Origin of the sequence: Pseudomonas sp. SW-3 (genome assembly GCF_016615645.1) — a bacterium.
In the GTDB taxonomy this organism is placed as follows: domain Bacteria; phylum Pseudomonadota; class Gammaproteobacteria; order Pseudomonadales; family Pseudomonadaceae; genus Aquipseudomonas; species Aquipseudomonas mandelii.
In genome coordinates, this window is sequence record NZ_CP067098.1 from 4,135,641 (window position 1) to 4,162,021 (window position 26,381).

A 26,381-nucleotide genomic window follows, 5' to 3' on the forward strand; every position below is an offset into this window, starting at 1 on the left:
TTTTGTCTCCCCTGCCCGGCCCCGAAAAATGGGGGTAATGCCCCAATGACCGGTAGTAAACAAGCCATACGCAAGCACTGTGCCGAAAGCGCAAAGGCCCGGAATACAGGGGTTGTGGAAGAATGACCGGGGGTGAGCATGGCAATTGCATACGCCTCCATGGCGACCCTTCTGCCGACTGTGTGAGGTCATCATGAATCAGCGTTTGCGTTCCGCCCCGCGCCCTCAAAGCGGGTTCACCCTGCTCGAACTGTTGGTGGTGCTGGTGGTGCTGGGGCTATTGGCCGGCATCGTCGCGCCGAAGTATTTCGCCCAACTGGGCCGCTCCGAAGTGAAGGTGGCCAAGGCGCAAATCGAAGGCTTGGGCAAAGCGCTCGACCTGTACCGTCTGGAGGTCGGTCATTACCCATCGACCGAACAAGGTTTGCAGGCGCTGGTCACTGCGCCAAGCGATGAAACCAAATGGACCGGTCCTTACTTGCAGAAAAAACTGCCGCAGGATCCGTGGGGCCGTAACTACAACTACCGCTACCCCGGCGAAAACGGCGAATACGATCTGTTGTCCATGGGCAAGGACGGCCAACCCGGCGGCGAAGGCGAAAACGCCGAAGTCACCAGCTGGCAATGACGGGGGGGCCGACCATGCGCTTTCATCTCAAGGCAGTGGGCAAGGCCGGCGTGGTCTCGATGACCGTCGAGGCCCCCGGCCACAGCGAGGCCCGGCGCATCGTCGAAGACCAGGGCTTGCGGGTGGTCAGCCTGCACGTCGAGCGGCACTGGCGCGCGTTGCGCCTTCGACAGCGCGAGACATTCAATCTGGTGTTGTTCAGCCAGGAACTGACCACCTTGCTCAACGCCGGCCTGCCGTTAATCGATGCGCTGGAAAGCCTCGCAGAAAAAGAGAACGCGCCACAGGCCCGTAAAACGTTGAGCGAACTGGTGCGCCTGCTGTATGAAGGCAAATCGTTCTCCCAGGCATTGGCCCAGCTGTCGGCGGTGTTCCCTCCGCTCTACGTCGCGCTGGTGCAGTCCAGTGAGAAGACCGGCGCCGTGGGTGATGCCCTGGGCCGCTATGTCAGCTATCGCCAGCGCATGGACGAGGTTCGGCAAAAAATCGTCAGCGCTTCGATCTACCCCCTGCTGTTGCTGGTGGTGGGCGGTGGCGTGGTGTTGTTCTTGATGGGTTACGTGGTGCCGCGCTTCAGCCTGGTGTTCGAAGGGCTGGGGTCGAATCTGCCGTGGCTGTCGCAAGTGCTGATGAGCTGCGGGATGTTCCTGCACGCCCACCAGGGTGAGTTCTTCGGCGCATTGGCGGCAATCATCGTCGCCCTCGGCTTTCTTCAGCGACAACCGGCTTTTCGTCGGGGCGTCGACCGTGTGATCGAAAAACACCCGGCGGTCCATCAACGCATTTTCATGTACGAACTGGCGCGCTTCTATCGCTCCCTGGGCATCCTGTTGCAGGGCGGCATTCCCCTCGTCACCGCCATGGGCATGGTTCGCGGCCTGCTCACCCCCGCCTCCCGCGTGCGCCTGGACCAGGCCTGCGAACGGGTACGCGAGGGGCAATCGCTGTCGGCCGCGCTGGAGCTCAATCACCTGGTGACCCCGGTCTCCCTGCGTTTGCTTCGAGCGGGCGAACAATCCGGCAACCTCGGCCAGATGATGGAGCGCAGCGCTGACTTCTACGACGAAGAAATCAGCCGCTGGATCGAATGGTTCGTGCGGCTGTTCGAACCCTTGCTCATGACCTTCATCGGCCTGCTGATCGGGGTCATCGTGATCCTGATGTACATCCCGATCTTCGAACTGGCCTCGAGTATTCACTGACCCGCTGGAACAGGGTCGATGTGTACCGTTCATCGTTCATACGCGTTGCCACTGAATTAATCGGCGCGTTGCGGTGTTCTCCCATTGAATCGAGCAGCAAGTTGCATTGTTCATCAACGTTCCAACCTGAATAAGAAGACGGAGAACGACATGCACATCAACAAGCTTTTACTGGCAGTAGCTATTGGCGCAGTTCTGTCGGCGTCTACCGTATTGATCCCGGACAGCTTGTCCGGGGTATCGAGTGCCCAGGCCAAGGATGGTGGTAGTGGTGGCGGCGGTGGATCGGGCGGCGGGGGCGGTGGTGGTGGTCACGGCGGCGGTGGGTCTGGCGGTGGTGGCGGAGGTCACGGCGGCGGTTCTGGTGGCGGTGGCGGCGGTCACGGCGGCGGTGGTTCCGGTGGCGGAAGCGGGGGCGGCGGCAATGGCGGTGGTCACGGTGGCAGCGGCGGCGGCGGCAATGGCGGCGGCCACAGTGGAAACGGCAGCGGCGGCAACAGCGGCAGCGGTCACAGCAGCGGCGACCATGGTTCGGGACACTCAGGCAGCTCAGCCTCATCCGGGCGCAGCGGCACTCACTCTGAGCCCGGCGACGATCACGGCGTGCACCGCTCGGGCGAAATCGGCGACGACCGCGGTGTGCATGTCGGTGGGGAGCCAGGCGATGACAAAAGGTCCTGACAAGGGCTGATCTTCAAAACCCCACAATCCCTTGTAGGAGCGAGGCTTGCCCGCGAAGGCGTCGTATCAGTCAGCGCTTGTTTTGAATGTCACGACGCCTTCGCGGGCAAGCCTCGCTCCTACAAGGAGATGTGTGATCCGGCGTCCTACAACCCACACTCAACCCGATCCAGCCGCTCGCGCAAAAACTCGATCAACGCCTGCACCGGCCGCGAACTCTGGCGATGCTGCGGATACACCGCCGACAACGTCAGCGGCGGCGGACGAAACTCATCCAGCACCGGCACCAGCCGACCCTCTTTCAGCGCCGAACCGACGATGAACGTCGGCAAATACGTAATCCCCATTCCGGCCACCGCCGCATCCTTGAGCAACTCCCCGTTATTGACCCGCATCCGGCCCGTCACGTTGACGCTCAGCGGCTTGCCCTGCCCTTCGAAACGCCATTGCACCTGACGCCAACGTGATCGCACCTATGATGAACCGAGAATCATCATCGGGTTCGTCGTGCTGGTGAAATCAGAGATGATCATGGCGTTCACTTTGGTGGCGTGCCAGGGACGCCGCCGGGCGTGACTAAACAAACCCCGAGCCTTGCACCAGTATTCAGCCCAGACGTTAATTCTGTAAGAGCTATCTCACAACAAAAAAGGAAGTTTCTTTCGTTAATTAAATACCAACACTTCAATACGCGTAAGAAAACTCTGATTTTCCATGTACATATTGACGACCAGCCGATATCACCACTAGGGTTTAATGCATAAACGTCACTATCTTGGGCTACCGACGAGTTTCAAAAAAAAAAAAACACTTACATCACCGATATTCTCAGGATTGACACTCGAACTTAATAAAGTAACAACAAACACACTCTCACACGTGCGCAAGGAATAACAAAAATGATACCACTCGTTAAAACAGCGCAGTCGAAAATCTCAGACAACGAAATCTCAATATTAAATGGAAGAGTATCAATTCCGAAAAACTATTTACGTGAAAGAGCTTATTTAGAAAGCACCAGCATTCTCGTGATCTCAGGTTCGTTAATCGAGGGCATTGGCACCATCCACTCCGATATCGATTGCATCGTTTTCTGCGAGCATCGACCCAAGGCAAGCAGCATGAAAAATTACGACCATGCGCTCATTACAGATATAAATTACCACCACATAACCCAAGACGAAGAAGTCCATAACACTACCAACTTCTATGGCGACACCAGTATCCACATTGATGCCGACTATATAACCTTTGCCGAACTGAACAACATTATCACCAAGATTGAGGTAGCATTCGATGAAATTTCTGGTGATCAGCGCTTCCTCTATGCCCCAGTACTGTCAAACACAGAGAACAACGTCATTCATAGATCATTAATCGGGCACGCGCTGGAGAATAAAGAAAAATTCAATCGGCTGAAATCCGAGATACCGCTGGAGAAACATATTTATGTAGCTCATCGTGAAAAACTGCCAGTATTTTATGCATTTCAAGATATTCAGGGTTGCTGGCAGTCGGGAAATCTTTGGATGGGTTGTGAAATTGCTCGGGACATGATGCTAAAAACGACGATGAGCTTTACCTACTTAACAGGCACAACGAACAAGCACTACAAATGGGTGTATTCGAACATGTTAAGAATTGATGGGTTTGATGAAATCAAGAACAGCTTTTTCTCCTTGGCTAGACGGGGAGCGGTTACAGAAACTGAATGCCTATCGTACATACAAGATATGCTGACATACATGGACCTGGTATTCTTAGCAATTGAAGGACTCCTAAAAAAAACCAATATCTATCCTTCAACGCAAAAATCTCTTTCCGTACTGGATGAGGAATTCAATAAACGAAAACAAACCAAACACAAAATATCAATGTGCGAATACTACTTCAGAAAAAAATACTTCGCTGCGGAGGGCACCCCCTCTTTAATTACCTTACTGAAAGAATGGGATTAAGAAGAATATATTTTAAACCCACCTTTCTACACACTTTAGGGCTTCGTTGTATTCTTTACACTAATACGGGTTAACGCATATGGAAATCACCCGAATAGCCGTCCCGCTAATATTTTCCAGATTAGGGGAGATGACCGCCTCATTGCTTTATTTTTCATTTATTGGACATTATATTGCTGATTCACTTAGTCATGCATCTTTTGCATGGGCGCTAATTTCTTTTCTAACCGTAGTAGCTATCGGATTTTTTTCAGCATCGCTTGTAAAAATAGCCGGGGCGACTGATCTAAATACGAAAAAAATCGAAAACGACCTGATTGTTTCATTTAGGCTAGCAATATTTCTTGGGGTTATTATTGTTGTTATTATCGCCGTAATTGGCACAAGCGCATCTAGATCAATTACGAACGACAGTGAGCTCGAGGCTTTAATAGCTCTATTCACTCTCTCACTCTCAATCCCCGCCCTATACCTACAAATAGTGATTTTCAACTTTTTCAACGCAACCAAAAAAACCATATACGAGGTGATATACACATGGTCATTCAATGCCACCCTCGCTTCAGCGTGCATAATTTTAGTTACGACGAACACAAACTTCAACTTTATTCATTTCGCCTTTATATATTCAGGCCTTAGATTAGTTTTTACTTGCCTTGCGCTAGCACTTTTTGATTTAAGGATCCGCCAACACATTTTTCACTTTAGCCACTCACAACCCATACCAAAAACAACATATGTGAATTACTTTGTTAACGGACTCCCAATGGCAATTTGTTTTGGAGGAGAAAGCTTATTATATTTTATTTTCCCTTTTATCTCAAAAACCATAGGCGATACGAGCTTATCGGCGTACCAGGCATCGCTGCATTTTTTAAGTTTCGTATATATGATCTCAATTGGAGTTGGAAACGCAACAGGGATAGGGGTTGCGCGATATTATGGCCTGAAAGACTTCAACTCATTGAGAGCCACCTATTCTCAAGGGATAATGTTCGGACTATTCATATTGCTTCCAATTTTGGTAGCATGTTTCTTCTTAAAGGAGGAGATATCTATAATATATTCATCCGACACGACAACAAGAAGATTAATCGAGGACAATATTTTGATCTCGATCCCTTTCTTATTATTTGAATATATTTATGTTGTGACTCGAATGACATTGAGAAGCATGGGGGACTTCTGGGTACCCACGCTAATGACTATATTGTCACTCAACATTCTAGGGCTAATACTATCTACCGGGTTGCTATCACTCCATGATTATAGCGTTAGCTCTCTATTTGTAACGCTAGTCTTTTGTTCATTATTTCTGATGCTGATTTTACTCTGGCGACTAGGACACGTCTTAAAAAAATAGCGATCCGTCAATTAATCGAAAATCAAAACAAGATACAAAATATTGTTTTTAGACTGACTGTCTATTTGCAAACTGTAGGGAGGACTTAACTATGAACCAGGTAAATCCCGTACTGCATTCGCTAAACCAGCGCACCAACTCCATCACTATCATAAGCGAGCATCATGGCTGGCGAACATTAAGTGGCGTTCAAACAAACGACTATTATGCTTACCGCAACGCTATTCTCAACGGCTGCCACCTTCAAAGAGCATCTTTCGATCTTCGGCACCCTGAAGAAATGATTTGCGACTTGAGCAACATCGAACCAATTTTTAATGGCATGTCCGCCGAGGAAATTCTGTCCATATGGGATTACTTGAGTTTAAGCACAAGTAAAATATCGGCCACAGCGATACGTAGAATTAACGGCGATGGCTTATCCCCGGAAATTGCCATTTCCGGCCCTTCGAAGACGGACCTTGTCAATCTGAAAAATACACTTATTAGTGAGGCATTTACGCACCTTCGTCGCGACACATTTCCTGTCCTTATGAAAGAATCCACTTACGGCATTGCAAAGAGCCGGCTACTTATAAACACGAGTAACGAAACCCTAGAGTTCCACAACAGGTTCTGCGCTTTTTATAGTAAGTTTATATCCCATGAACACTGGGATAACTGCTCTGCGCTTAATACCAGATATATTTACGAAAACCATGCAGTTTGGTCACAAATCGAAAAAATCTCAAAAAACAAACTATTTTTACTGTCCGCAGGCTTACCGATAGCCCTTGGCTACTTTGCAGCGACCGAAGATTCCAATATTTTTTTTTCAGAGGTTCATCGACAAAACGACTCTAGCCTGTTGAGTAGAGAAAATGCTTTTCAAGATATTTTTCCGCACCCGACCTCATCGAACGAATCATGGTTGATTATTGATAAAGCCTATACCGGGGGAAGCCTCAGGCAGGCGACAAACATGATCAGGAAAAAATTTGGATATGACATCGAAGTCAAAACTGTAGCGCTATTCCCTAAATCATTCAGTGCCTTTATGAGCGCGGATTATGCTGTTTATGCTGGAAAACTTTTCGAGGTCAAATCTTGCGCTTCACGATTAGACAGGAATCTGTGGCACAAACAATTGATAACGGAATAATCAACATGAGACCTTTATTTAAGCGCGAATATATTCTAGAGATAGAAAGATGTCTTTACGAAGCCAGAAAACAACTGCGCCGTTACTGGGCGGGAACTCTGGTTTGTTTGCCTTCCGTCAACCCTGAAGCAAAAAACTGGAATAATTCGCAAACCCAGTACGACCTGGACTGTCAGAGGATACTATACGACTGCCTTTCAAGCACTACTTTGGGAATCACGATTTATTCTGAAGAAAGTACTTCAGCGACCAAATATGGAGGAAATGAAAACTTCTACCTGTTAATAGACCCTCTAGATGGAACACACAACGCAATTCATGGGTTTCCTGCGTATACATCTAGCGTGGCTCTTTACCACGAGGGAGCCTATATTTTTGGTTGGGTTTATGATATCTCAAGAGATTTAGTCTATACCGCTGCGTTGGGCGAGGGATCCTACCTTCAGTCGCCTATTATTGTGAAAAGACTCTACACCCGTAAAGTCAGCTGCATTGAAGACATGCACATCTCTTTTCATCGGCCGAAAGACGATAGTGAAAAAATCACAATTCAAAAGCTCCTATGGACAGCAAACAAAGTCCGCATTTATTCATGCTCCTCATTAGAAATTTGTCTTATCGCCGCCGGAGTTCTTGATGCCTTTATTGACCTAGGCTCACCAGGACATGAGCGTAGTTGTGATATTGCCGCAGCGGAGTTGATTTTAAGAGAAGCCGGAGGCGCGCTATTTTATAAAGCAGGAAATGCTAGGTATTCCCTACCTCCGTCGCCCGCATCCCTTTCAGACTCCGAAACTTTGATTGCCTTGTCCTCCAAAGAGCTGATACGAATTTTCTTGTAAGTGCAGGATTAACTTAACTGGAGAAAATCATGCTAGTGGAAACTGTAAGCTTAAAACTTGAGTTATTGTGCAAGGGTGTTAGTTTTTCCAGAGAATTCCTGGAGTACTTTCAAGTCAGAACAGAGCATATTGAAAAAAGACGAGCTTATGGGACGGGAGACAGCATCATTCTTGGTTCGAACATTCGCACTCCGCAAGAAATCATTCTAGATGGACAGATCATTGCTGCTGCAAACTACAATCCGGATTCAAACTACTGCATTTCCTTAGAGAAAAAAAACCCTGTGCTCAAGCACGGGGATAAAACTGTGAAAATTACATTTCCAGTTAGGCCTAAATCTTACGGCACATATCTGAGCAACAACGAACTATTTGAGCAGCATATAACCGCATATGGCAATTCAACCCTTGGAGTTTTTTCCCCTGGTCATTGCTATTACTTCAACAACGGTAATGAGTGTAAGTTTTGCTCTTTGGGATCGGCAAGAGAAATACTATCCGATCACAAGATGCGAATAAAGGGTGACATCGCTGGTGAAGCCGTAGCCACAGCTATTAAGGAGGAGAGCGGACGATATAAAAGGGTTCTATTTAACGGCGGCACGATTCCAAATTACGACAAAGGATACTCGATACATATAGATCTAATGGATCGGGTAAAAGAAACGAACTATCAGAGCACCTTGGATTATCACTTAATTTCTATGCCTCCTAAGGATTTTCGCCTTTTTGATCGATTCAAAAAAACCGGCAATAACATGTCTATGAGTTTAGAGGTGTTCAACCCGACTCTATTTAAAGAAGTTTGCCCAGGCAAAGCACGTGATTACACTCGCGAACGGTTTTTGGCCGCTTTCGAAGCCGCTGTTGAAGTTCTAGGCCGTGGTAACGTATATGCAGGATTTGTGGCTGGGATGGAACCGCTGGAGTCAATAATTGAAGGTATTGAGTATTTCGGGGACAGGGGAGTGGTGCCTGCTGTTGCAGTATTTCATCCCGACGCCGGTTCACAATATTCTAATAGAAAGCGCCCATCAAAAGACTTCTTGACGGCAATCGGAAAAAAGATGTCGGAAATATATCACAGAGAAGGATTTCATCCGTTAATCGAGGGAAGTGGTAGAAACTCATTAGACACCGAAGCCTATTTAGGAGGATTTGCATGATGGGTACATCTGGCCAACCAGTATTTATCGCATTTGAAGGCACAGACGGCGCAGGAAAATCAACTATTGCCAGGGCAACTTTTGACAAAGTTTTTGAATCCTACTCAAAAATCACTTACATAGATAAAAATCGACCACCGGTATCATCAGGATATACAGAGTTTCATATGTCCCGCCTACGTGAAGTTCTTTGGGATTATCCGGATAACGCCCCTCTGGACCAACTGGGCGACAGGCATTGGATAAGTTTAATATCCGCTTGGTTTCAGGCCACGGATCATGCTGCGATCAGGCCACTAATCGGCTCTGGCGTTAGTTGCGTCGCTGATGGTTGGTATTACAAATATCTAGCGCGCTTTTTACTTAAAAATGAAAGTTTGGCTGAAGAGGCATTAACAATCTTCTCAACCATTAGACAACCGGATGCCGTAATTTTCCTGGATGTCGATCCTGCCCTTGCAGCACAAAGAAAGGGATCTTTCCGCCTTAGTGAAAGCGGTGCCTATGACGGAGGGAATGAAGATCGGCTTAAAAGCTTCATTGCGTATCAAAATAAGGTTCGAGCCAGTTATGAGCAATGTGGACTGGCCAATTGGGTGAGAATCGATACAACCGACCTCAGTGAGGAAGCAGTACTTGATAAAGCGGTTAGCGCGGTACAAAGCATACTCAACGGGATGTAGGGTTCGGTGACGAACACGGCGTGCATGTCGGTGGCGAGCCAGGCGACGACAAAAGGTCCTGACAGGGGCTGATCTTCAAACCCCCACAATCCCTTGTAGGAGCGAGGCTTGCCCGCGAAGGCGTCGTATCAGTCAACGCTTGTTTTGAATGTCACGACGCCTTCGCGGGCAAGCCTCGCTCCTACAAGGAGATGTGTGATCCGGCGTTCTACAACCCACACTCAACCCGATCCAGCCGCTCGCGCAAAAACTCAATCAACGCCTGCACCGGCCGCGAACTCTGGCGATGCTGCGGATACACCGCCGACAACGTCAGCGGCGGCGGACGAAACTCATCCAGCACCGGCACCAGCCGACCCTCTTTCAGCGCCGAACCGACGATGAACGTCGGCAAATACGTAATCCCCATTCCGGCCACCGCCGCATCCTTGAGCAACTCCCCGTTATTGACCCGCATCCGGCCCGTCACGTTGACGCTCAGCGGCTTGCCCTGCCCTTCGAAACGCCATTGCACCTGACGCCCGTGGCCGTAAGGCAGGCAGTCATGGTTGTGCAAATCTTCGGGTTTGAGCGGCGTGCCGCGCTCAGCCAGATAGGCCGGGCTGGCGCAGTACACGCGCTGGATGGAGGCGATGCGGCGGGCGATCAGGGTCGAGTCCTCCAGGATGCCGATGCGCAACGCCAGGTCGTAACCCTCGCTGAGCAAGTCCACCGGCCGATCGCTCAAGTCCACTTCCACCGTGACATCGCGATAGCGCTGCAAAAACAACGGCAGCAAGCAACCCAGATGCGCCAGCGCAAACGACAACGGCGCACTCACGCGGATGGTGCCGCGCGGCTCGGTGGTCTGGCCGGCGATGCCCTGCTCCACTTGCTCGACTTCACCGAGCAAACGTAACGCGGACTCGTAATAACTCTGGCCCAGCGGCGTGACGTCCAGCCGCCGCGTGGAGCGATTGAGCAGGCGCACGCCCAGACGCTCTTCGAGCTGCATCAAGCGCCGGCTGACAAACTGCTTGGACAGGCCCAATTGATCGGCTGCCGAGGTGAAGCTGCCGGAGTCCATGACCTGGCAAAAAATACGCATATCTTCGAACGGGTTCATTGTCACGCCTTGGTTGACAGTCAAACACTTTATAGCTGCTTTTTCCCTTTTGGGCGACCTATTAATCTGTGTCCACGGTGTTGCTGAGGCCTGACCTACAGCGCCAGCAGCGACCTGACCTCAGGTAATCAAAAATTAATTAATTAAAAAGGATTTGCCCCATGAACATCGTCAAACAAACCCTGACCGCTTCCCTTCTCGCCCTTTCCATCGGCAATGCATTCGCCGCCGGCAGCCCGGGTGTCGAACACAATACCCAGGCCTTCCTCGAAGCCCTCGCCGCCGGCGGTGGCAAGCCGCTTGAGCAGTTGAGCCCCAAAGATGCCCGTGCGGTCCTGACCGGTGCACAAAACTCGGTGAAGGTTGATCTGTCGGGTGTGGACGTCAGCGATCGTGCGATCAAGGTCGACGGGCAAACCATCAACCTGAAAATCGTCCGGCCGGCCAAGGTCAAAGGTGAATTGCCGGTGTTCATGTTCTTCCACGGTGGCGGCTGGGTGTTGGGCGATTACCCGACTCACCAGCGTCTGATCCACGATCTGGTGGTCGGCTCCGGCGCTGTCGCGGTGTATGTCGATTACACGCCGTCGCCGGAAGCGCATTACCCGACTGCGATCAACCAGGCCTACGCCGCGACCCGTTGGGTGGCCGAGCATGGCAAGGACATCGGCGTCGATGGCAAGCGCTTGGCGGTAGCCGGCAACAGCGTCGGCGGCAACATGGCGGCGGTCGTGGCGTTGATGGCCAAGGAACAGAAAGCCCCGGCGCTGCGCTTCCAGTTGTTGATGTGGCCGGTGACCAACGCACAGTTCGACAGCGGCTCGTACCAGCAATTTGCCGAAGGCCACTTCCTGACCAAGGGCATGATGAACTGGTTCTGGGACAACTACACGACCGACCAGGCCGAGCGTGCGCAGATCCATGCCTCGCCGTTGCAAGCCAGCGCCGAACAGCTCAAAGGCCTGCCCGCCGCCCTGGTGCAAACCGCCGAGTTCGACGTGTTGCGTGACGAAGGCGAAGCCTATGCCCGCCACCTCGACGCCGCCGGTGTGCCGGTCACGGCGGTGCGATACAACGGCATGATCCACGACTTCGGCCTGCTCAACCCGCTGAGCCAGATTCCGGAGGTGAAAGCGGCGGTTCGTCAGGCAGCACTGGAACTCAAGACTCACTTGAACTGAGTCACCTCGCCTCGCCACACAGCAATGTGTGGTGAGGCTGCTTTTTGTAGGAGCCAGGCTTGCCGGCGAAGGCGTACTTGAGGGCGCCTTCGCCGGCAAGCCTGGCTCCTTCAAAAAACTACCGCCAACAACAACCAGTCTGCCGGAGTTCCCCCATGTCTTTTGTCCTCGCTCACCTGCTGTCCTGGAGTGCCCTGCTGCTGGTGATCGACACCGTGCTCTGGCACCTCGCGCCGTTCAAGCATCGCGTCACGCGGGTTGGCGTGCGGCTGACGTTGTTTGTGCTGTTCAGCGCGCTGGTGATCAATGCCGGTGTGAGCCCGTTGCAGGCACCGTTGTTCGCCGAGGATCGTGTCGCGCAATTGGGCGCCACGGCGTTGGGGATTCTCTGGTGGCTGTACTCCGCGCGGGTGCTCACCGAAGTCATCGGCCTGGTGCTGATGCGCCGCATCGGTCACAGCGGTCGCTTGTTGCAGGACGTCATCGGCGCGCTGGTGTTCCTGATTGCAGTCGTCGCGGCGGCCGGTTACGTGCTGGAGCTGCCGGTGAAAGGCTTGCTGGCGACGTCCGGTGTCGTGGCCATCGTCGTCGGTCTGGCGTTGCAAAGCACCTTGAGCGACGTGTTTTCCGGGATCGTGCTCAACACCACCAAGCCGTATCAGGTGGATGACTGGATCATGATCGATGGCGTCGAAGGCAAAGTCCTCGACATCGACTGGCGCGCCACGCACCTGCTGACCAGCGCCGGCAGCACCGCTGTGGTGCCGAATTCGGTGGCGGCCAAGGCGAAAATCGTCAACCTCAGCCGGCCGACCAACATGCACGGCGTGTCCATCAGCATTCAAGTGCCCAACCACATCCGCCCGCGTCGGGTGCTGGATGCGCTGGAGCGCACGCTTCAAGGCAGCAGCAGTTTGCTGCTCAACCCGGCGCCGAAAGCCGTGCTCAAAGAGGCTGGCGAAACCATGTCCGAGTACGTGGCCAGCGGCTTTATCGCCGAGCTCGGCAAGAAGAGCGAGGTGCGCAATCAGCTGTTCGACCTGGCGCACCGGCACCTCGAAGCGGCGGGAATTTCCCGGCAGATCGATGGTGTTATTGAACCGACAACCCGCGCACGGGCGTTGCTGGATGAAGTGAAAGTCTTCCGCTCCCTGAGCGAGGACGAGCGTGATCAATTGGCTCAGTCCATGGTCCCGCAGCAATACGCGGCGGGTCAGGTGGTGCTGGAATTGGGCGAAGTGCCGGACAGCCTGATGGTGATCGCCACAGGCGTGGTCAGCGCCACCGTGCCCGATTGCACCGGGCAAACCGAAGCCGGGCGCATGGGGCCGAGTGAGGTGATGGGTGAACAAAGCGTGCTCACCGATACACCGTCCCAGGCCACCTTCACCACCCTGACCTCATGCATCATTTACCGGATCGACAAATCCCTGACCCGTGGTTGCATGGAACAACGGGTTGAAGTGGGTCGGGCACTGAACAAGCTGCAAGCGGTGCGGCAGCAGAACAGCCGGTTGGCGCTGATGGCCAAACCGGTTCCGATCAAGAAAAACGGCTTTCTCAACTGGCTGCAAAAACGCCAACAGGCCTAGTTTTTGTGGCTGCCTGAATGTTGTGGTGACGTGCTTTTGTGGCGAGGGAGCTTGCTTCCGCTTGAGCGCGCAGCGCTCACCCAAAAGGGGCTGCTTCGCAGCCCAGCAGGAGCAAGCTCCCTCGCCACAAAAAACCTCACCACCCCAATGAGGTTGTCCCAGACATAAAAATGCCCGCACAGTCGCGGGCATTTTTATGGATCGCCGGGCTTACTTCGAAGTCAGCGCCACGTAGCTGTTCATCAAGTTGCGATAGTTCGGAATACGCGGCGACAGCAGGTTCGCCAGGCCTTCCATGTCGTTGCGCCAGTCACCCTGCAGCTCGCACGCCACCGAGAACCAGTTGACCAATTGTGCTCCGGCCGCCGACATGCGAGCCCAGGCCGCTTGCTGCACGGTTTCGTTGAAGGTGCCCGAGGCGTCGGTCACTACAAACACTTCAAAGCCTTCCGCCAGTGCCGACAACGTCGGGAAAGTCACGCATACGTCGGTCACCACACCCGCGATGATCAGTTGCTTGCGGCCAGTGGCTTTAACGGCTTTGACGAAATCTTCGTTGTCCCAGGCATTGATCTGGCCTGGACGCGGGATGTACGGCGCGTCCGGGAACAGTTCCTTGAGCTCCGGCACCATCGGGCCGTTCGGGCCATTTTCGAAACTGGTGGTGAGGATGGTCGGCAATTTGAAGAACTTGGCCAGGTCCGCGAGGGCCAGCACGTTGTTCTTGAATTCGTTCGGCGAGAAATCCTGGACCAGCGAGATCAGGCCGGTCTGGTGGTCGACCAACAGGACTACGGCATCGTCTTTGTTCAGGCGCTTGTACGGAACGTTGCTCATGTGAAACTCCTCGATGGATGGGTATTACGCAAGGCGCCGACGCAGCGCATCGGCGCGTTTTGTGATCGTCAGAACGCGAAGCACGAGCAGCCGAACGCGCCCCAGAAACCGGCGAAATCGCTGACCGGCGCGTTCGACAACCGGGCCTTTTCATGGCTGTGGGCATGCACGCCGCACGGCCCGCTGCAATGGTGAACCTGCGCCTGCATCGGCGACGTCGGACGCCAATGACCCGGCACCTTGACCACCGGCGACCAGTCCGGCAGCACCGGCACGCTGGCAGGTCCCAGTTTTTCGAAATCACCGGCGGCGTACACCACCTTGCCGCCGACCACGGTCAACACCGATTCGATCCACTTGATCGCTTCTTCATCGACGCTGAAAAAGTCAGCGCTGAGCGCCGCGACATCCGCCAGTTGGCCAATCTTGATCTGGCCTTTCTTGCCCTGCTCGGACGAGAACCAGGCGCTGCCGTGGGTAAACAGCTCCAGCGCGGTCTGCCGGGACAGGCCCTCGGCGTGCAGTTCCAGGCCACCGACGGTGCGGCCACTGACCATCCAGTACAACGATGTCCAAGGATTGTAGCTCGACACCCGCGTGGCATCCGTACCGGCGCCGACCGGTACCCCTTCGGCCAACATGCGCTTGATCGGCGGGGTCGCCTCGGCGGCCTTGGCGCCATAACGCTCGACGAAATACTCGCCCTGAAACGCCATGCGATCCTGAATCGCAATACCGCCACCCAGCGCCCTCACCCGCTCGATGTTCTGCGGCGTAATGGTTTCAGCGTGGTCGAAAAACCATGGCAAACCGTTGAACGGAATGTCGCGGTTGACCTTCTCGAACACGTCGAGCATGCGGCTGATGGATTCGTTGTACGTGGCGTGCAGACGGAACGGCCAGCGCTGCTCGACGAGGTGGCGAACCACCGGTTCCAGCTCATCTTCCATGGTCTGCGGCAGGTCCGGACGTGGCTCGAGGAAGTCCTCGAAATCCGCCGCCGAAAACACCAGCATTTCCCCGGCGCCGTTGTGTCGCAGGTAATCGTCGCCCTGATGCAGGGTCACGCTCGACGTCCAGTTCTTGAAGTCGGTCAGCTCTTCTTTCGGCTTCTGCGTGAACAGGTTGTAGGCGATGCGAATGGTCAGCTGCTGGTCCTTGGCCAACTGTTCGATCACCTGATAATCGTCGGGATAGTTCTGGAAACCACCGCCGGCGTCGATGGCGCTGGTCAGGCCGAGGCGATTGAGTTCGCGCATGAACTGGCGCGTCGAGTTGACCTGATACTCCAGCGGCAACTTTGGCCCCTTGGCCAGCGTCGAGTACAAAATCATCGCATTGGGACGGGCGACCAGCATGCCGGTCGGCTCACCGTTGGCATCGCGCACAATCTCGCCACCCGGCGGGTTCGGCGTGTTGCGGGTGTAACCGGCCACGCGCAAAGCGGCGCGGTTGAGCAACGCGCGGTCGTACAAATGCAGGACAAACACTGGGGTGTCCGGCGCGGCCTGATTGAGTTCTTCGAGGGTCGGCATGCGCTTTTCGGCGAACTGGAATTCGTTCCAGCCACCGACCACCCGCACCCATTGCGGTGTGGGCGTGCGATCGGCCTGGTCCTTGAGCATGCGCAAGGCATCGACCACCGATGGCACGCCTTCCCAACGCAGTTCGAGGTTGTAATTCAGACCGCCGCGAATCAGGTGCAAGTGCGAGTCGTTGAGGCCGGGAATGACGCAACGCCCCTTGAGGTCGATGACCTGCGTGCCCGACCCGCGCAGGGCCATGGCTTCGGCGTCGGTGCCGACCGCGACGAAGCGACCTTCGCGGATCGCCACCGCGCTGGCGCGTGGGTTTTCACGGTCAACGGTATGAAATTGGCCATTGAATAAAATCAGATCGGCGTTCATCGCGTTTCCTTGGACGGAGTGGATTGAGACAGCCAGGGCGCGAACAGACGCGTCGCCATCGGCATGAACAGGTACACCACCGAAACGACGATGGTCAGCGTGATCAGGAACGTCGCGACCACGTAATTGGACAGGATGGCGTTAAGTTGCAGCAGCGGGCCCCAGAGCAGCGGCACCAGCAAGGTGTGCGGCAGAATCACCAGCAAGGTCACCACGGCCTGCTTCCAGCGCGGCGGCGGTGGCGAAGCGGCGTCGGCCTGCGGCGCGAACCAGAATTCGTTGACCGGATTGACCTCGGTCTGGTCGCCATCGGCGAGCATCGGCGTGGCTTCGTTGACCAAATCAAGGCGCTGCGGCGAATCGAGCCAACGCTGCATCGCGTCGGTGGAACAAAAGCGCAGCACGCAGGTGTACATGTCCAGGCCAGCGTTTTTACCGCGCATCACATCCACGCCCAAGTGCCCTTCCTGCTGCCCGGCGATGCTGACAATGTTGCGCAACCAGGCTTCATAGGGCGCGTCAAAACCGGCTTTGACCCGGTGCTTGATGACCAGGGTCACGACTTCCTCGAAACGATTGGATTCAGGCATAACGCAAAGCTCCGGCAAATCGGACATTGAGCGCCAGCCGTCCCGGCCCGGCGATAAGTAGGCTGGTGAACACAATCAACAGCAGCCAACCGAACTGCCCTTCATCGAGACTCCATTGCGCATGCACCACCAGCAGCGCGATCAGCAACACTGCCAAAATCGGCAGACACGCCAGACGCACCAACACCCCTGCGATAATCAGCAACGGGCACAGCACCTCGGCAAAAATCGCCAGCATCAGCGTGACATTCGCGCCGAGGTGAAACGGGTCTTCGATGACTTGCAGTTGAGCGCTGAAGTTAAGCAGCTTCGGCAAACCGTGCACCCACAGTAGAAACACACCGCCAGTGACCCGCAAAAACAGCAGTCCGAGATCCTGCGCCCGCTCATCCCATCGCGATGTATTCATGGGCTACCTGCACAAATGAAAAACCACCGACGTTCATGCGCCGGGACCTGGTTTGATAGTGCCGGGACGGGAGCGGGGAAAATTGGATGTACGTGCTGTTTTGCGGATGAGCCGGATCTACAACCGACGAAGATCCTGTGGGAGCGAGCCTGCTCGCGATAGCGGTGGATCATTCAGCCTTGATGGTGGCTGATACGCCGCCATCGCGAGCAGGCTCACTCCTACAATTGGATTGGGTGCATCTGCGAAATATTGGTCGGCTGGCAGGCCGCCTTCGCTGGCAGGCCAGCTCCCACAATTGGATTGGGTGTATCCGCAAAATGTTGGTCGGCTGTCAGGCCGCCTTCGCTGGCAGGCCAGCTCCCACAGTGGAATGTGGGTACCTGCAAGAGAATGGTCGGCTGTCAGGCCGCCTTCGCGGGCAAGCCTCGCTCCTACAGTGGAATGGGTGTACCTGCAAAAGATTGGTCGGCTGGCAGGCCGCCTTCGCGGGCAAGCCTCGCTCCTACAGTGGAATGGGTGTACCTGCAAAAGATTGGTCGGCTGGCAGGCCGTCTTCGCGGGCAAGCCTCGCTCCTACAGTGGAATGGATGTACCTGCAAGAGATTGGTCGGCTGTCAGGCCGTCTTCGCGGGCAAGCCTCGCTCCTACAGTGGAATGGGTGTACCTGCAAAAGATTGGTCGGCTGGCAGGCCGCCTTCGCGGGCAAGCCTCGCTCCTACAGTGGAATGGGTGTACCTGCAAGAGATTGGTTGGCTGTCAGGCCGCCATCGCGGGCAAACCTCGCTCCTACAGTGGAATGGGTGTACCTGCAAGAGATTGGTCGGCTGTCAGGCCGCCTTCGCGGGCAAGCCTCGCTCCTACAAGGGGTTCGGTGTACACGCTTCGCTTTTCACCACTCATTAGGCCGAGCGTTAGCTCGCCTGCTTTTGATCTTGATCTGCCCGCCCCTTCGGGAGGCCGAGTGGAGGCGTTCATCTGGGGGGTGGGCGCGTAGCGCCGTGCGGCGAAGCCGCACACATCGAGAGGAGGTCGAAGCGAAGCCGACCGGAGGCGATGCCCCCAGATGAATGCCGGAGCGAGGGTACGCCGAGCCTAGGCGAGGGGCTGGACGCTGGGGCGAAGACCTTTGCTTCCTTTGGGGCGTTTGCCAAAGGGAGTCGCCGTAAGGGCGAAACCATAAGCAGCCGTTACCGCAGAAATGGATATGTACACCTGAAAGAGATAGGTCGGCTATCAGGCCGCCTTCGCAAGCAGGCTCACCCCCACATTGGGACGGGTTACATCAAGGGGAACCTGGTCGGCCCGAAGGCCGCCACGTTCAAGCCGAAACCACCAAAGGCCTCGACATGAACTCACTGATCCGCGACCGCAACCACCGCTCCGCCGGATCATTGTCATGCACCCCACTCCAGGCCATCGACAACTGCGCCGCATCAATGGGAAACGGCGGATCCTCCGCCCGCAACGCACACCCCTCCACCAGCGCACACGCCGCATAATCCGGCACCGTGGCAATCATCTCAGTCCCGGCCAACAACGCCCGCAACCCGCTGAACTGCGGCACACCCAACACCACCCGACGGCTGCGACCGACCTTGGCCAGATCCAGATCGATATTGCCGCTCAAATCACCCGAGAACGACACCATGGCATGCGGACGTTCACAATATTCGTCCAGCGTCAGCGTCCCCGGCCGCTTGTCCCCGCGCAGCACCTTGCAAGGAATGTCCCGCAACTTCTTGCACTTGGCATTCGCCGGCAAATCCGTGGTGTAACTCACCCCCACGGAAATCTCACCCGAGGCCAGCAACGCCGGCATCAGCAGATAGTTGGCGCGACGCACCACCACCACGATCCCCGGCGCCTCTTCCTGCAATTGCCGCAACAACGGCGGAAACAAACCGAACTCGGCATCGTCCGACAACCCGATGCGGAACACATCGCTACTGGTCGTCGGATCGAATTCCTTCGCCCGACTGACCGCCCCGGAAATCACATCCATCGCCGGTTGCAGCTCCTTGAGAATAGCCAGTGCCCGCGCCGTCGGCTCCATGGCGCGACCATTGCGCAGCAACAACGGATCGTCGAACAAATCCCGTAACCGCCCCAGCGCCGCACTCACCGCCGGCTGCCCCATGAACAGTTTTTCAGCGACCCGGGTCAGGTTCTTTTCGAACATCAACGCTTCGAAAATCACCAGCAGGTTCATGTCGACGCGACGCAGATCGTTACGGTTCATAGGCACGGTTTCCTTGTGTGTTCAGCCAGGCTTGAGGGTAACGATTGTCTCTGACTTTACGTGAGACTGCCCACCCGGCATGAGGAATTAACAACGTTTAACTCGCCTGCCAAGGCCTCGCAACCAAGAATGAAACTCACCGACACGGACAATTGTCATGGCCCATTCTCAGCAAAACGTCGCCCGTGCTGCAGTCGATGAAGCACCCAAAAAAGCCACCGGCGGCTTGACCCCATGGCGTGAAGAGCTGGCCAAGCAACTGATCCTCGAACGCCTGGGTGAGACCGTTGAAGTCACCGAACTGGCCCGCGCCTGCGCCCTGTCGCGCAGTCATTTTTCCCGAGCGTTCAAGTGCAGCACCGGGCTCTCGCCCCAGGACTGGATTCGTCATCAACGCATCGCCCGGGCCAAGCAATTGATCCAGAACACCGACATGACGCTGACGCAAATCAGCCTCGAATGCGGTTTCTGCGATCAGGCGCATTTCTGCCACATCTTCACCCGCAGCGAAGGCATCAACCCATTTGCGTGGCGTTGCCGTGCGGTGCGCGCCCTTCCCCCACGTCGCGCCTGCACCGCTCAAACTCACGCGTTATAAAACCTGTTTTATCAGAGCGAAAACCGGCGCGGGTCCATGCCCGCGCCGGGGTACATCAACCCTTGAGAAACGCCAGCAGATCAGCGTTGAGCTGATCTTTGTGGGTATCCGTCAAGCCGTGGGGCGCGCCGGGGTAGACCTTCAGCTGCGAACCTTTCACCAGTTTTGCTGAGGCGATGCCCGCCGCTTCGAAGGGCACCACCTGGTCCGCGTCGCCGTGCACCACCAGCGTCGGGATGTCGAACTTCTTCAGGTCTTCGGTGAAGTCGGTTTCCGAGAACGCCTTGATGCAGTCGTAGGCGTTCTTGTGACCGGCCATCATGCCTTGCATCCAGAACCAGTCGATCATGCCCTGAGACGGCTTGGCGCCCGGTTTGTTGAAGCCGAAGAACGGCCCGCTGGCGAGGTCGATGTACAGCTGCGAACGGTCGGCCAGAGATGCCTGGCGAATGCCGTCGAACACTTCGATCGGCAGGCCACCGGGGTTGGCTTCGGTCTTGAGCATCAGCGGCGGCACCGCGGAAATCAGCCCGGCCTTGGCCACGCGACCGGTGCCGTGGCGACCGATGTAGCGCGCCACCTCGCCGCCGCCGGTGGAGAAGCCGAACAGCACGGCGTCTTTGAGGTCGAGCAACTCGATCAACTGCGCCAGGTCATCGGCGTAGGTGTCCATGTCGTTGCCAGTCCACGGCTGGCTGGAGCGGCCATGACCACGACGGTCGTGGGCGATCACCCGGTAGCCTTTGGAGGCCAGGAAGATCATCTGCGACTCCCAGCTGTCGGCGTTCAACGGCCAGCCGTGGCTGAAGACGATGGGTTGGCCGGTGCCCCAGTCCTTGTAGTAAATCTCGGTGCCATCTCGGGTCGTGAATGTACTCATGCGATGTCTCCTTTGCGAGTGTTGGGGGTGTATCAAAGCGGTGATGGGTTCATTCGTTCAGCCAGCCGCGCCACCCGCTCGCCGAGGTGCGCGGCGGTGCAACGGTCTTCGGGAGGTGGGGCGAGGTCCGGGGTCTGTTCGACATTCGACTGGGCCATGGCGCCGAGCGAGCTGCCGAGACGATTCATTTGCCCGTCGAAGGCACCGGTGCTGGAGCGCGCCGGCAGCAGGTCGAGGCCGACCCAGATCATCGAGTGCTGCGCGGCGAATACCGCCATCTGCAGCAAGGTGTTGAGTTTGTCGCCGCACAGGCAGCCGGAATTGGTGAAGCCCGCGGCCAGTTTGTCGCGCCACGGCTGGGCGAGGTAGAACGCCGCCGTGGACTCCATGAAGCCTTTGAACTGCGCCGACGCGCTGCCCATGTAGGTCGGGGCGCCGAAGATGATGGCGTCGGCGCTGTGCAACCGGTCCCAGTGCTGGTCCACTTCATCGACCGGAACCAGCAGGCAGGTGCTGCCCACGTGCCGTTCCACACCCAGGGCCACGGCTTCGGCCATGACCCGGGTGTGCCCGTAGCCACTGTGATAGACCACCACCACGTTGCTCATCCCGGTGTCCTCATGACAAGTTGATCCCTTTGCTACATGCCCCGCTCGCCAGCCCTGCACAATTCCCTGTGGGAGCGAGCCTGCTCGCGATGGCGGCGGCACATTCAACATCGATGCAAGCTGACCCACCGCTATCGCGAGCTGGCTCGCGCCTACAAGACCAGCGGGTGTTGAAGCAGCAGAGTTTTGGGCGTAGACCAGACGCAGGACGAGTTAAACGTTGTTAATTTTCGTTGGCGCGCCAAAAGCCTCAACAGCGGCTTTGCCAAGGTTGCCCCTCAATAAATGCGGCGCCTGCCAGGGACGCCAGGTACAGGCAGTCGCAGCGGACACCCGACAGTCAGGCGAACACCTCGTTGCGTTGCCGGAAAAACCTGAGGAATATGCTCGGAAACCGCGTACCAGACGGCTGCAAGCAGGAGCGACACGTTGACCCTTTCCCCAGAACAGGCCATCCATTTCGGCCCCTACCGGATCTATCCCGGACAACGCCTGGTGCTGGAGGCCGACCAGCCCCTGCGCCTGGGCCGGCGCGCCATGGATATTCTGCTGATCCTGCTGGAGCACGCCCCAAACGTGGTCAGCAAACAGCAACTGATCGCCGGGGTATGGCCCAAAAGCGTCGTCGAAGACATCAACCTGCGCGTGCACATGGCGGCGCTGCGCAAAGCCCTCGGCGACGGCCAGGCCGGCCAGCGCTATATCGTCACTGTCGCCCAGCGCGGCTACAGTTTTGTCGCGCCCTTCTCCCTCGAGTCCATCGAGCAGCACCCTGCGAGCGAAAGCCTCCAGCCGAGCGCCCATAACCTGCCGATCCGCCGGACGCGCATGATCGGTCGTCAATCGCTGGTCGAAAACCTGGTCACTCAGCTGTCACGCCAGCGCTTCATCACCCTCGTCGGCCCCGGTGGCATCGGCAAGACCACCGTGGCGCTGCGCGTCGCCGAACTGTTGATCGGCCGCTACCGGGACGGTATTCGCCTGCTGGACCTGGCGCCGCTCAGCGATCCGAGCATGATCAGCGCCCAGTTGGCGACGCTGCTGGATTTGTCCCTGCACGATGCCGAATCTACAAACGGACTGGCCACGTTCCTGCGCGAGCGGCGGATGCTGCTGGTGATCGACAACTGCGAGCACCTGCTCGACGCGGTCGCGCTGCTCTGCGAAAGCATCCTGCGCGCCGCGCCGCACGTGCACATCCTGGCCACCAGCCGCGAGAGCCTGCGGGCCGAAGGTGAGTTCGTCCAGCGTCTCGAATCGCTTGATTGCCCACCCCCCATCGCGGTGCTGGACCGCGCCCAGGCGCTGACCTTTTCCGCATTGCAACTGTTCGTCGAGCGGGCCATGGCCAGCCAGGACAGTTTCGAGCTGAGCGATGACGACCTGCCGTTATTGATTGACATCTGCCACCGCCTGGACGGCATTCCGCTGGCCATCGAACTGGCGGCGGCGCAAGTCAGTCACTTTGGTCTGAGCGGGTTGCTGACGCAGTTGCAAGGCAGTTTTCGCCTGCTAACCCAGGGCTGTCCGTCGACGCTGGGCCGGCACCAGACCCTGCGCGCCACGCTCGACTGGAGTTTCGAACTGCTCAACGCCTGCGAGCAAACCTGCCTGCGCCGACTGGGGGTGTTCAGGGGCGGTTTTACGCTGGAGTCGGCCGCGGCGGTGATCGTCGGCGAACACATCGAGCCCGGCGAGGTGTTTGGCTCGATCACGCAACTGGTGGCCAAGTCGTTGCTGAACGTGGAAGTGGGCGACGAAGAAGTGTTCTACCGCTTGCTCGACACCACCCGCAGCTACGCACTGGAAAAACTCGACCAGACCCTGGACCTGCCGGACACCCGAAAGCGCCACGCCGAACGCTGCCTGGCCTTGATGCATCAGGCTCAAACTGACTGGGAGCTGATTTCCACAGGCCTGTGGATCGAGCGTTACGCCCGCAGTCTGGATGACATTCGTTCGGCCCTCGACTGGGGCTTTAACGCCCAAGGTTCGCAGGCGCTGGCGATCCGGCTGACCGCGACGTCGACGCCGCTGTGGCAGGAGTTGTCGCTGCTCAAAGAACATGGCGTTTACGTGCGCAAGGCGCTGGCCTTGCTGGAGGCGGCGCCCGAGCCCTGTCCTCACCTGCAAATGGCCCTCAAGCTCGCCCTCGGCAGTTCCTGCTACCACACCCAGGGCGGCACGGCCGAAACCATTGCCGCGTTCGTCAGCGCCAGAACCCTGGCCAGGCACAACAACGACGTGGCCGGTCAACTGCGGGCGGTGTCCGGGCACATGGCGGTCAATCTCAGTTGCGGCCACTACCAAATGGCGCTGGAGCAGAGCCAGCTGTTCGACCGCCTGGGCGCCCAGGGTGACCCCGTGCTGTCGCTGAGCACGCACCGCTTGCGCGTCCTGGCCCTGCACTTTGCCGGCAATCAGCAACTGGCCCGGGTGAATGCCGAACAGGTCATCCAGCGCATGGCCCAGAGCGGGCACCTCAACCGCTTCACCCACGGCTTTGGCGTGCAATACGATCAGAGCGTGGCCGCCCTGACAATTCTGGCGCGCATCCTCTGGTTGCAAGGTCAGCCGGAGCAGGCGTGGCGCACCGCCCGCCAGGCGCTGGACATCGCGCTGCAGATCAACCACGGCACCTCCATTTGCTACACCCTGGCGCTGGCCGGCTGCCTGATCGCCCACTACAACGGCGACAGTACAACCGCACGCAAACTGTTACGGCTGCTACTGGAACAGGCGCAGAAACATTCGGTGCTGCTGTTTCATACGTGGGCGCAACACTACGCGCAAGTGATCGACCAGGCTGGAGCACCGTCGGCGCCACCGCCGGGTGCCGGGCTGATCAAGGAAATCATGGTCACGCTGGACGCCACGTTCGTCGATGACGCCTTGTGGCAACGGGCCGATACCGGGGCAGCGGGCTGGAGCACGGCGGAGATACTGCGGGCCAGGGCTGATGCGTTGCTGACTGAAGAAAATGCGCAGGCAGTGGATGACCCGAGTGAACGCGTTCGCGAGCAAGCTCGCTCCCAAAAAAGCGAGATGGCGGAGGAGGTATTGCTGCGAGCGTTGAATGTCGCCAGGCATCAGGGCGCCCTGGCCTGGGAGCTGCGCAGCGCCACTTCGCTGGCGCAATTGTGGCAGCGTCAGGGTCGGCATCAGCAGGCTCATGAACTGCTGACGCCGATCTACAACCGGTTCACCGAAGGCTTTGCTACCCCGGACCTGAGCAAAGTCCGTCGGCTACTCGACGAGCTGCATGGGCACCTGAACGCCTGAGACCCAGCGTGCCCGGCTGATGTAATGCGAGTAGCGCTGTTCGAACGTACGCAGGTGGCCGCTGTGTTCGAGTTTCTCCAGGGCATAGGTGCGCGTGGTATTGAGCAAGCGGTACCGCGTGGTGCCGTTGACCTGATCCATCGACAGCAGCGACTTGGCGACCAACCGCTGCACCAGCGTCGCCAGTTGATCGGGTTTGAGCAGCTCGCAACTGCTGACGCCAATCGCCGCCTCCAGGGTGAAGGACATCTTGAACACCGAGAGACGCTGCAACACGGTTTGCTCCCCCTGGCTCAGCCGTTCATAGCTCCAGTCCAGCGCGGCCTTGAGGGTCTGATGCCGGGGCACGGCTGTGCGCCGGCCCTGAGTCAGCAGTTGAAAACAGTTATCCAGTTGAGCCTGCAAGCCGACCAATGCCAGCGCATCGATCTGCGCCGCTGCCAGTTCAATGGCCAGCGGTAAACCGTCGAGCCGTCGACAGATTTCACGCACTGCCTTGAGGTCCTGTTCGCGCAAGGCAAACCCTTGTTGACGGGCTCGGGCGCGACTGACGAACAGCTGCACCGCCGAGTAGCCCATGGACTCGGCCACGCTGTGCAACGCCGACGCGGGCGGCAACGCCAACGACGGCAAGCGCAGGACTGTTTCCCCCGCCGCCATCAGCGGTTCACGACTGGTGACGAGAATCGACAGCCGAGGCGCCGACGCCAGCAAATCGTCGACCAATGCCCGGCAGCGTTCCAACAGGTGTTCGCAGTTGTCGAGCACCAGCAACATATGCCGATTCGCCAACACCTCCAGGGACGTGCCGACCTCCAGTTCCAGGGTTTGTGTCAGGTGATCCACCACGCGTGCGGGATCATCGAGCACCGCGAAATCCACCAGCCAAACGCCATCTTTATAGTGCTGCAACAGCAGTTCGGCCACGCGGAGCGCCACGGTGGTTTTGCCGATGCCAGCGGGGCCGACCAGGGTCATGAGCCGCCGAACCGGTAATTGCCGGACCAGGCTGCCGACCATCGAGTCCCGTCCGGTCACGGGTGTGAGCCGCGCAGGCAGGTTGTGTTGATGTTTTTGCGCGGTCTCGATCGAGACCACGGTGGTCGCCGGCACCGACTCCACCGGGGCGACAAAGCTGTAGCCGCGCTGGGGGATGTTGACGATGTAGCGCTCACCGTTCTGCCCGTCGCCAAGCGCCCGGCGCAGCGCCGCAATATGCACGCGCAGGTTGATTTCTTCGACCACGGACGTCGGCCAGACGTGGGCAATCAACTCGTCCTTGCTGACCACATGGCCGGCGCGCTCAACCAGCACCTGGAGGATATCCAGGGCGCGACCGCCCATGCGCAGTGGCCGATCACCGTCCAGGATCAGCCGTTGCCGCTGGTGAAAGGCGTAGGGGCCGAACCGCAGCACCGTATCGCTGTTTAAATCTCTGAAGCTGTTCATGCACGTTTGCGTGCTGAAAACCTGGCCCGGCTCACAG

22 protein-coding genes and 1 pseudogene are annotated in these 26,381 nt (G+C 56.8%); 13 read left to right on the forward strand and 10 right to left on the reverse strand.

Features of this window, described 5'->3' with window-relative positions; all coding sequences use genetic code 11:
• Window positions 1-193: 193 nt before the first annotated feature.
• The 3 genes from gspG (at window position 194) to JIO00_RS18505 (ending at window position 2,511) form a co-directional block, all read left to right on the forward strand.
• Window positions 194-628: a type II secretion system major pseudopilin GspG gene (gene gspG / locus JIO00_RS18495; protein WP_010455721.1), complete on the forward strand. Its 435-nt coding sequence runs from the start codon at window positions 194-196 to the stop codon at window positions 626-628.
• A gap of 14 nt (window positions 629-642) precedes the next feature.
• Window positions 643-1,830: a type II secretion system F family protein gene (locus JIO00_RS18500; RefSeq protein ID WP_200666558.1), complete on the forward strand. Its 1,188-nt coding sequence runs from the start codon at window positions 643-645 to the stop codon at window positions 1,828-1,830.
• A 150-nt stretch (window positions 1,831-1,980) separates the two neighbouring features.
• Window positions 1,981-2,511 carry a hypothetical protein gene (locus JIO00_RS18505; RefSeq protein ID WP_234452904.1) on the forward strand — a complete coding sequence of 177 codons (531 nt, stop codon included), beginning with the start codon at window positions 1,981-1,983 and terminating at the stop codon, window positions 2,509-2,511.
• A gap of 146 nt (window positions 2,512-2,657) precedes the next feature.
• Here JIO00_RS18505 and JIO00_RS18510 read toward each other — a convergent pair.
• Window positions 2,658-2,969, reverse strand: a pseudogene (locus JIO00_RS18510) (LysR substrate-binding domain-containing protein); the annotation flags it as partial.
• 441 nt (window positions 2,970-3,410) lie between these two features.
• Here JIO00_RS18510 and JIO00_RS18515 point away from each other — a divergent pair.
• From JIO00_RS18515 to JIO00_RS18540, 6 genes are all read left to right on the forward strand, one after another.
• Window positions 3,411-4,469, forward strand: a complete 1,059-nt coding sequence (locus JIO00_RS18515; protein ID WP_077750461.1) for a hypothetical protein — start codon at window positions 3,411-3,413, stop codon at window positions 4,467-4,469.
• A gap of 130 nt (window positions 4,470-4,599) precedes the next feature.
• Complete coding sequence (locus JIO00_RS18520; RefSeq protein ID WP_234452969.1) at window positions 4,600-5,832, forward strand: MATE family efflux transporter; 1,233 nt, start codon at window positions 4,600-4,602, stop codon at window positions 5,830-5,832.
• Between the two features lie 91 nt (window positions 5,833-5,923).
• Complete coding sequence (locus JIO00_RS18525) at window positions 5,924-6,973, forward strand: hypothetical protein (protein WP_077750462.1); 1,050 nt, start codon at window positions 5,924-5,926, stop codon at window positions 6,971-6,973.
• 5 nt (window positions 6,974-6,978) lie between these two features.
• Window positions 6,979-7,815 carry an inositol monophosphatase family protein gene (locus JIO00_RS18530; protein ID WP_077750463.1) on the forward strand — a complete coding sequence of 279 codons (837 nt, stop codon included), beginning with the start codon at window positions 6,979-6,981 and terminating at the stop codon, window positions 7,813-7,815.
• A gap of 29 nt (window positions 7,816-7,844) precedes the next feature.
• Entirely contained in the window at window positions 7,845-8,981 is a 1,137-nt protein-coding gene (locus tag JIO00_RS18535; RefSeq protein ID WP_077750464.1) for a radical SAM protein, read from the forward strand.
• Window positions 8,978-9,664 (forward strand): dTMP kinase, encoded by a 687-nt coding sequence (locus JIO00_RS18540; RefSeq protein WP_077750465.1) that lies wholly within the window; start codon window positions 8,978-8,980, stop codon window positions 9,662-9,664. Before JIO00_RS18535 ends, JIO00_RS18540 begins: the two co-directional genes overlap by 4 nt.
• Window positions 9,665-9,872: 208 nt before the next feature.
• Here the strand turns inward: JIO00_RS18540 and JIO00_RS18545 are convergent, their stop codons facing one another.
• Window positions 9,873-10,769 carry a LysR family transcriptional regulator gene (locus tag JIO00_RS18545; protein WP_102595902.1) on the reverse strand — a complete coding sequence of 299 codons (897 nt, stop codon included), beginning with the start codon at window positions 10,767-10,769 and terminating at the stop codon, window positions 9,873-9,875.
• Between the two features lie 161 nt (window positions 10,770-10,930).
• Here JIO00_RS18545 and JIO00_RS18550 point away from each other — a divergent pair, with 161 nt between their 5' ends.
• Window positions 10,931-11,950, forward strand: a complete 1,020-nt coding sequence (locus JIO00_RS18550) for an alpha/beta hydrolase (protein ID WP_010455725.1) — start codon at window positions 10,931-10,933, stop codon at window positions 11,948-11,950.
• 155 nt (window positions 11,951-12,105) lie between these two features.
• Window positions 12,106-13,542, forward strand: coding sequence for a mechanosensitive ion channel family protein (locus JIO00_RS18555; RefSeq protein WP_200666564.1), 1,437 nt, complete (start codon window positions 12,106-12,108; stop codon window positions 13,540-13,542).
• A 210-nt stretch (window positions 13,543-13,752) separates the two neighbouring features.
• On the opposite strand, the gene ycaC is transcribed toward JIO00_RS18555, so the two are convergent.
• The 5 genes from ycaC to JIO00_RS18580 all read right to left on the reverse strand — a co-directional run bounded on the left by ycaC (window position 13,753) and on the right by JIO00_RS18580 (window position 19,527).
• Window positions 13,753-14,379, reverse strand: a complete 627-nt coding sequence (gene ycaC, locus JIO00_RS18560) for an isochorismate family cysteine hydrolase YcaC (protein ID WP_010455729.1) — start codon at window positions 14,377-14,379, stop codon at window positions 13,753-13,755.
• Between the two features lie 68 nt (window positions 14,380-14,447).
• Window positions 14,448-16,286, reverse strand: a complete 1,839-nt coding sequence (locus JIO00_RS18565; protein ID WP_010455731.1) for an amidohydrolase — start codon at window positions 16,284-16,286, stop codon at window positions 14,448-14,450.
• Entirely contained in the window at window positions 16,283-16,876 is a 594-nt protein-coding gene (locus tag JIO00_RS18570; RefSeq protein ID WP_200666566.1) for an antibiotic biosynthesis monooxygenase, read from the reverse strand. The genes JIO00_RS18565 and JIO00_RS18570 overlap by 4 nt, the downstream gene beginning before the upstream one ends.
• A complete protein-coding gene (locus JIO00_RS18575) occupies window positions 16,869-17,285 on the reverse strand; it encodes a DoxX family protein (RefSeq protein ID WP_200666567.1) in 417 nt (138 codons plus the stop codon). The genes JIO00_RS18570 and JIO00_RS18575 overlap by 8 nt, the downstream gene beginning before the upstream one ends.
• A gap of 1,321 nt (window positions 17,286-18,606) precedes the next feature.
• Window positions 18,607-19,527 (reverse strand): LysR family transcriptional regulator, encoded by a 921-nt coding sequence (locus tag JIO00_RS18580; RefSeq protein ID WP_145306316.1) that lies wholly within the window; start codon window positions 19,525-19,527, stop codon window positions 18,607-18,609.
• A gap of 157 nt (window positions 19,528-19,684) precedes the next feature.
• Between JIO00_RS18580 and JIO00_RS18585 the strand changes: the two genes are divergently transcribed.
• Window positions 19,685-20,125: a helix-turn-helix domain-containing protein gene (locus JIO00_RS18585; protein ID WP_200666569.1), complete on the forward strand. Its 441-nt coding sequence runs from the start codon at window positions 19,685-19,687 to the stop codon at window positions 20,123-20,125.
• A gap of 55 nt (window positions 20,126-20,180) precedes the next feature.
• Here the strand turns inward: JIO00_RS18585 and JIO00_RS18590 are convergent, their stop codons facing one another.
• Together JIO00_RS18590 and JIO00_RS18595 are read right to left on the reverse strand one after the other, a co-directional pair.
• Window positions 20,181-21,005 (reverse strand): alpha/beta fold hydrolase, encoded by an 825-nt coding sequence (locus JIO00_RS18590; protein WP_172791304.1) that lies wholly within the window; start codon window positions 21,003-21,005, stop codon window positions 20,181-20,183.
• Between the two features lie 32 nt (window positions 21,006-21,037).
• Window positions 21,038-21,613 (reverse strand): flavodoxin family protein, encoded by a 576-nt coding sequence (locus JIO00_RS18595; RefSeq protein ID WP_102595815.1) that lies wholly within the window; start codon window positions 21,611-21,613, stop codon window positions 21,038-21,040.
• Window positions 21,614-22,042: 429 nt separating this feature from the next.
• On the opposite strand from JIO00_RS18595, the gene JIO00_RS18600 reads away from it, so the two are divergent.
• Window positions 22,043-24,895: an ATP-binding protein gene (locus tag JIO00_RS18600; RefSeq protein WP_154912645.1), complete on the forward strand. Its 2,853-nt coding sequence runs from the start codon at window positions 22,043-22,045 to the stop codon at window positions 24,893-24,895.
• On the opposite strand, the gene JIO00_RS18605 is transcribed toward JIO00_RS18600, so the two are convergent.
• Entirely contained in the window at window positions 24,860-26,344 is a 1,485-nt protein-coding gene (locus JIO00_RS18605) for an ATP-binding protein (RefSeq protein WP_200666571.1), read from the reverse strand. The genes JIO00_RS18600 and JIO00_RS18605 overlap by 36 nt on opposite strands.
• Window positions 26,345-26,381 lie beyond the last annotated feature (37 nt).

Bases quoted from the DNA above. Each gene is read 5' to 3' on its own strand.
- gspG (WP_010455721.1), top strand. From the start codon at position 194: ATGAATCAGCGTTTGCGTTCCGCCCCGCGCCCTCAAAGCGGGTTCACC.
- JIO00_RS18500 (WP_200666558.1), top strand. From the start codon at position 643: ATGCGCTTTCATCTCAAGGCAGTGGGCAAGGCCGGCGTGGTCTCGATG.
- JIO00_RS18505 (WP_234452904.1), top strand. From the start codon at position 1,981: ATGCACATCAACAAGCTTTTACTGGCAGTAGCTATTGGCGCAGTTCTG.
- JIO00_RS18515 (WP_077750461.1), top strand. From the start codon at position 3,411: ATGATACCACTCGTTAAAACAGCGCAGTCGAAAATCTCAGACAACGAA.
- JIO00_RS18520 (WP_234452969.1), top strand. From the start codon at position 4,600: ATGACCGCCTCATTGCTTTATTTTTCATTTATTGGACATTATATTGCT.
- JIO00_RS18525 (WP_077750462.1), top strand. From the start codon at position 5,924: ATGAACCAGGTAAATCCCGTACTGCATTCGCTAAACCAGCGCACCAAC.
- JIO00_RS18530 (WP_077750463.1), top strand. From the start codon at position 6,979: ATGAGACCTTTATTTAAGCGCGAATATATTCTAGAGATAGAAAGATGT.
- JIO00_RS18535 (WP_077750464.1), top strand. From the start codon at position 7,845: ATGCTAGTGGAAACTGTAAGCTTAAAACTTGAGTTATTGTGCAAGGGT.
- JIO00_RS18540 (WP_077750465.1), top strand. From the start codon at position 8,978: ATGATGGGTACATCTGGCCAACCAGTATTTATCGCATTTGAAGGCACA.
- JIO00_RS18545 (WP_102595902.1), bottom strand. From the start codon at position 10,769: ATGAACCCGTTCGAAGATATGCGTATTTTTTGCCAGGTCATGGACTCC.
- JIO00_RS18550 (WP_010455725.1), top strand. From the start codon at position 10,931: ATGAACATCGTCAAACAAACCCTGACCGCTTCCCTTCTCGCCCTTTCC.
- JIO00_RS18555 (WP_200666564.1), top strand. From the start codon at position 12,106: ATGTCTTTTGTCCTCGCTCACCTGCTGTCCTGGAGTGCCCTGCTGCTG.
- ycaC (WP_010455729.1), bottom strand. From the start codon at position 14,379: ATGAGCAACGTTCCGTACAAGCGCCTGAACAAAGACGATGCCGTAGTC.
- JIO00_RS18565 (WP_010455731.1), bottom strand. From the start codon at position 16,286: ATGAACGCCGATCTGATTTTATTCAATGGCCAATTTCATACCGTTGAC.
- JIO00_RS18570 (WP_200666566.1), bottom strand. From the start codon at position 16,876: ATGCCTGAATCCAATCGTTTCGAGGAAGTCGTGACCCTGGTCATCAAG.
- JIO00_RS18575 (WP_200666567.1), bottom strand. From the start codon at position 17,285: ATGAATACATCGCGATGGGATGAGCGGGCGCAGGATCTCGGACTGCTG.
- JIO00_RS18580 (WP_145306316.1), bottom strand. From the start codon at position 19,527: ATGAACCGTAACGATCTGCGTCGCGTCGACATGAACCTGCTGGTGATT.
- JIO00_RS18585 (WP_200666569.1), top strand. From the start codon at position 19,685: ATGGCCCATTCTCAGCAAAACGTCGCCCGTGCTGCAGTCGATGAAGCA.
- JIO00_RS18590 (WP_172791304.1), bottom strand. From the start codon at position 21,005: ATGAGTACATTCACGACCCGAGATGGCACCGAGATTTACTACAAGGAC.
- JIO00_RS18595 (WP_102595815.1), bottom strand. From the start codon at position 21,613: ATGAGCAACGTGGTGGTGGTCTATCACAGTGGCTACGGGCACACCCGG.
- JIO00_RS18605 (WP_200666571.1), bottom strand. From the start codon at position 26,344: ATGAACAGCTTCAGAGATTTAAACAGCGATACGGTGCTGCGGTTCGGC.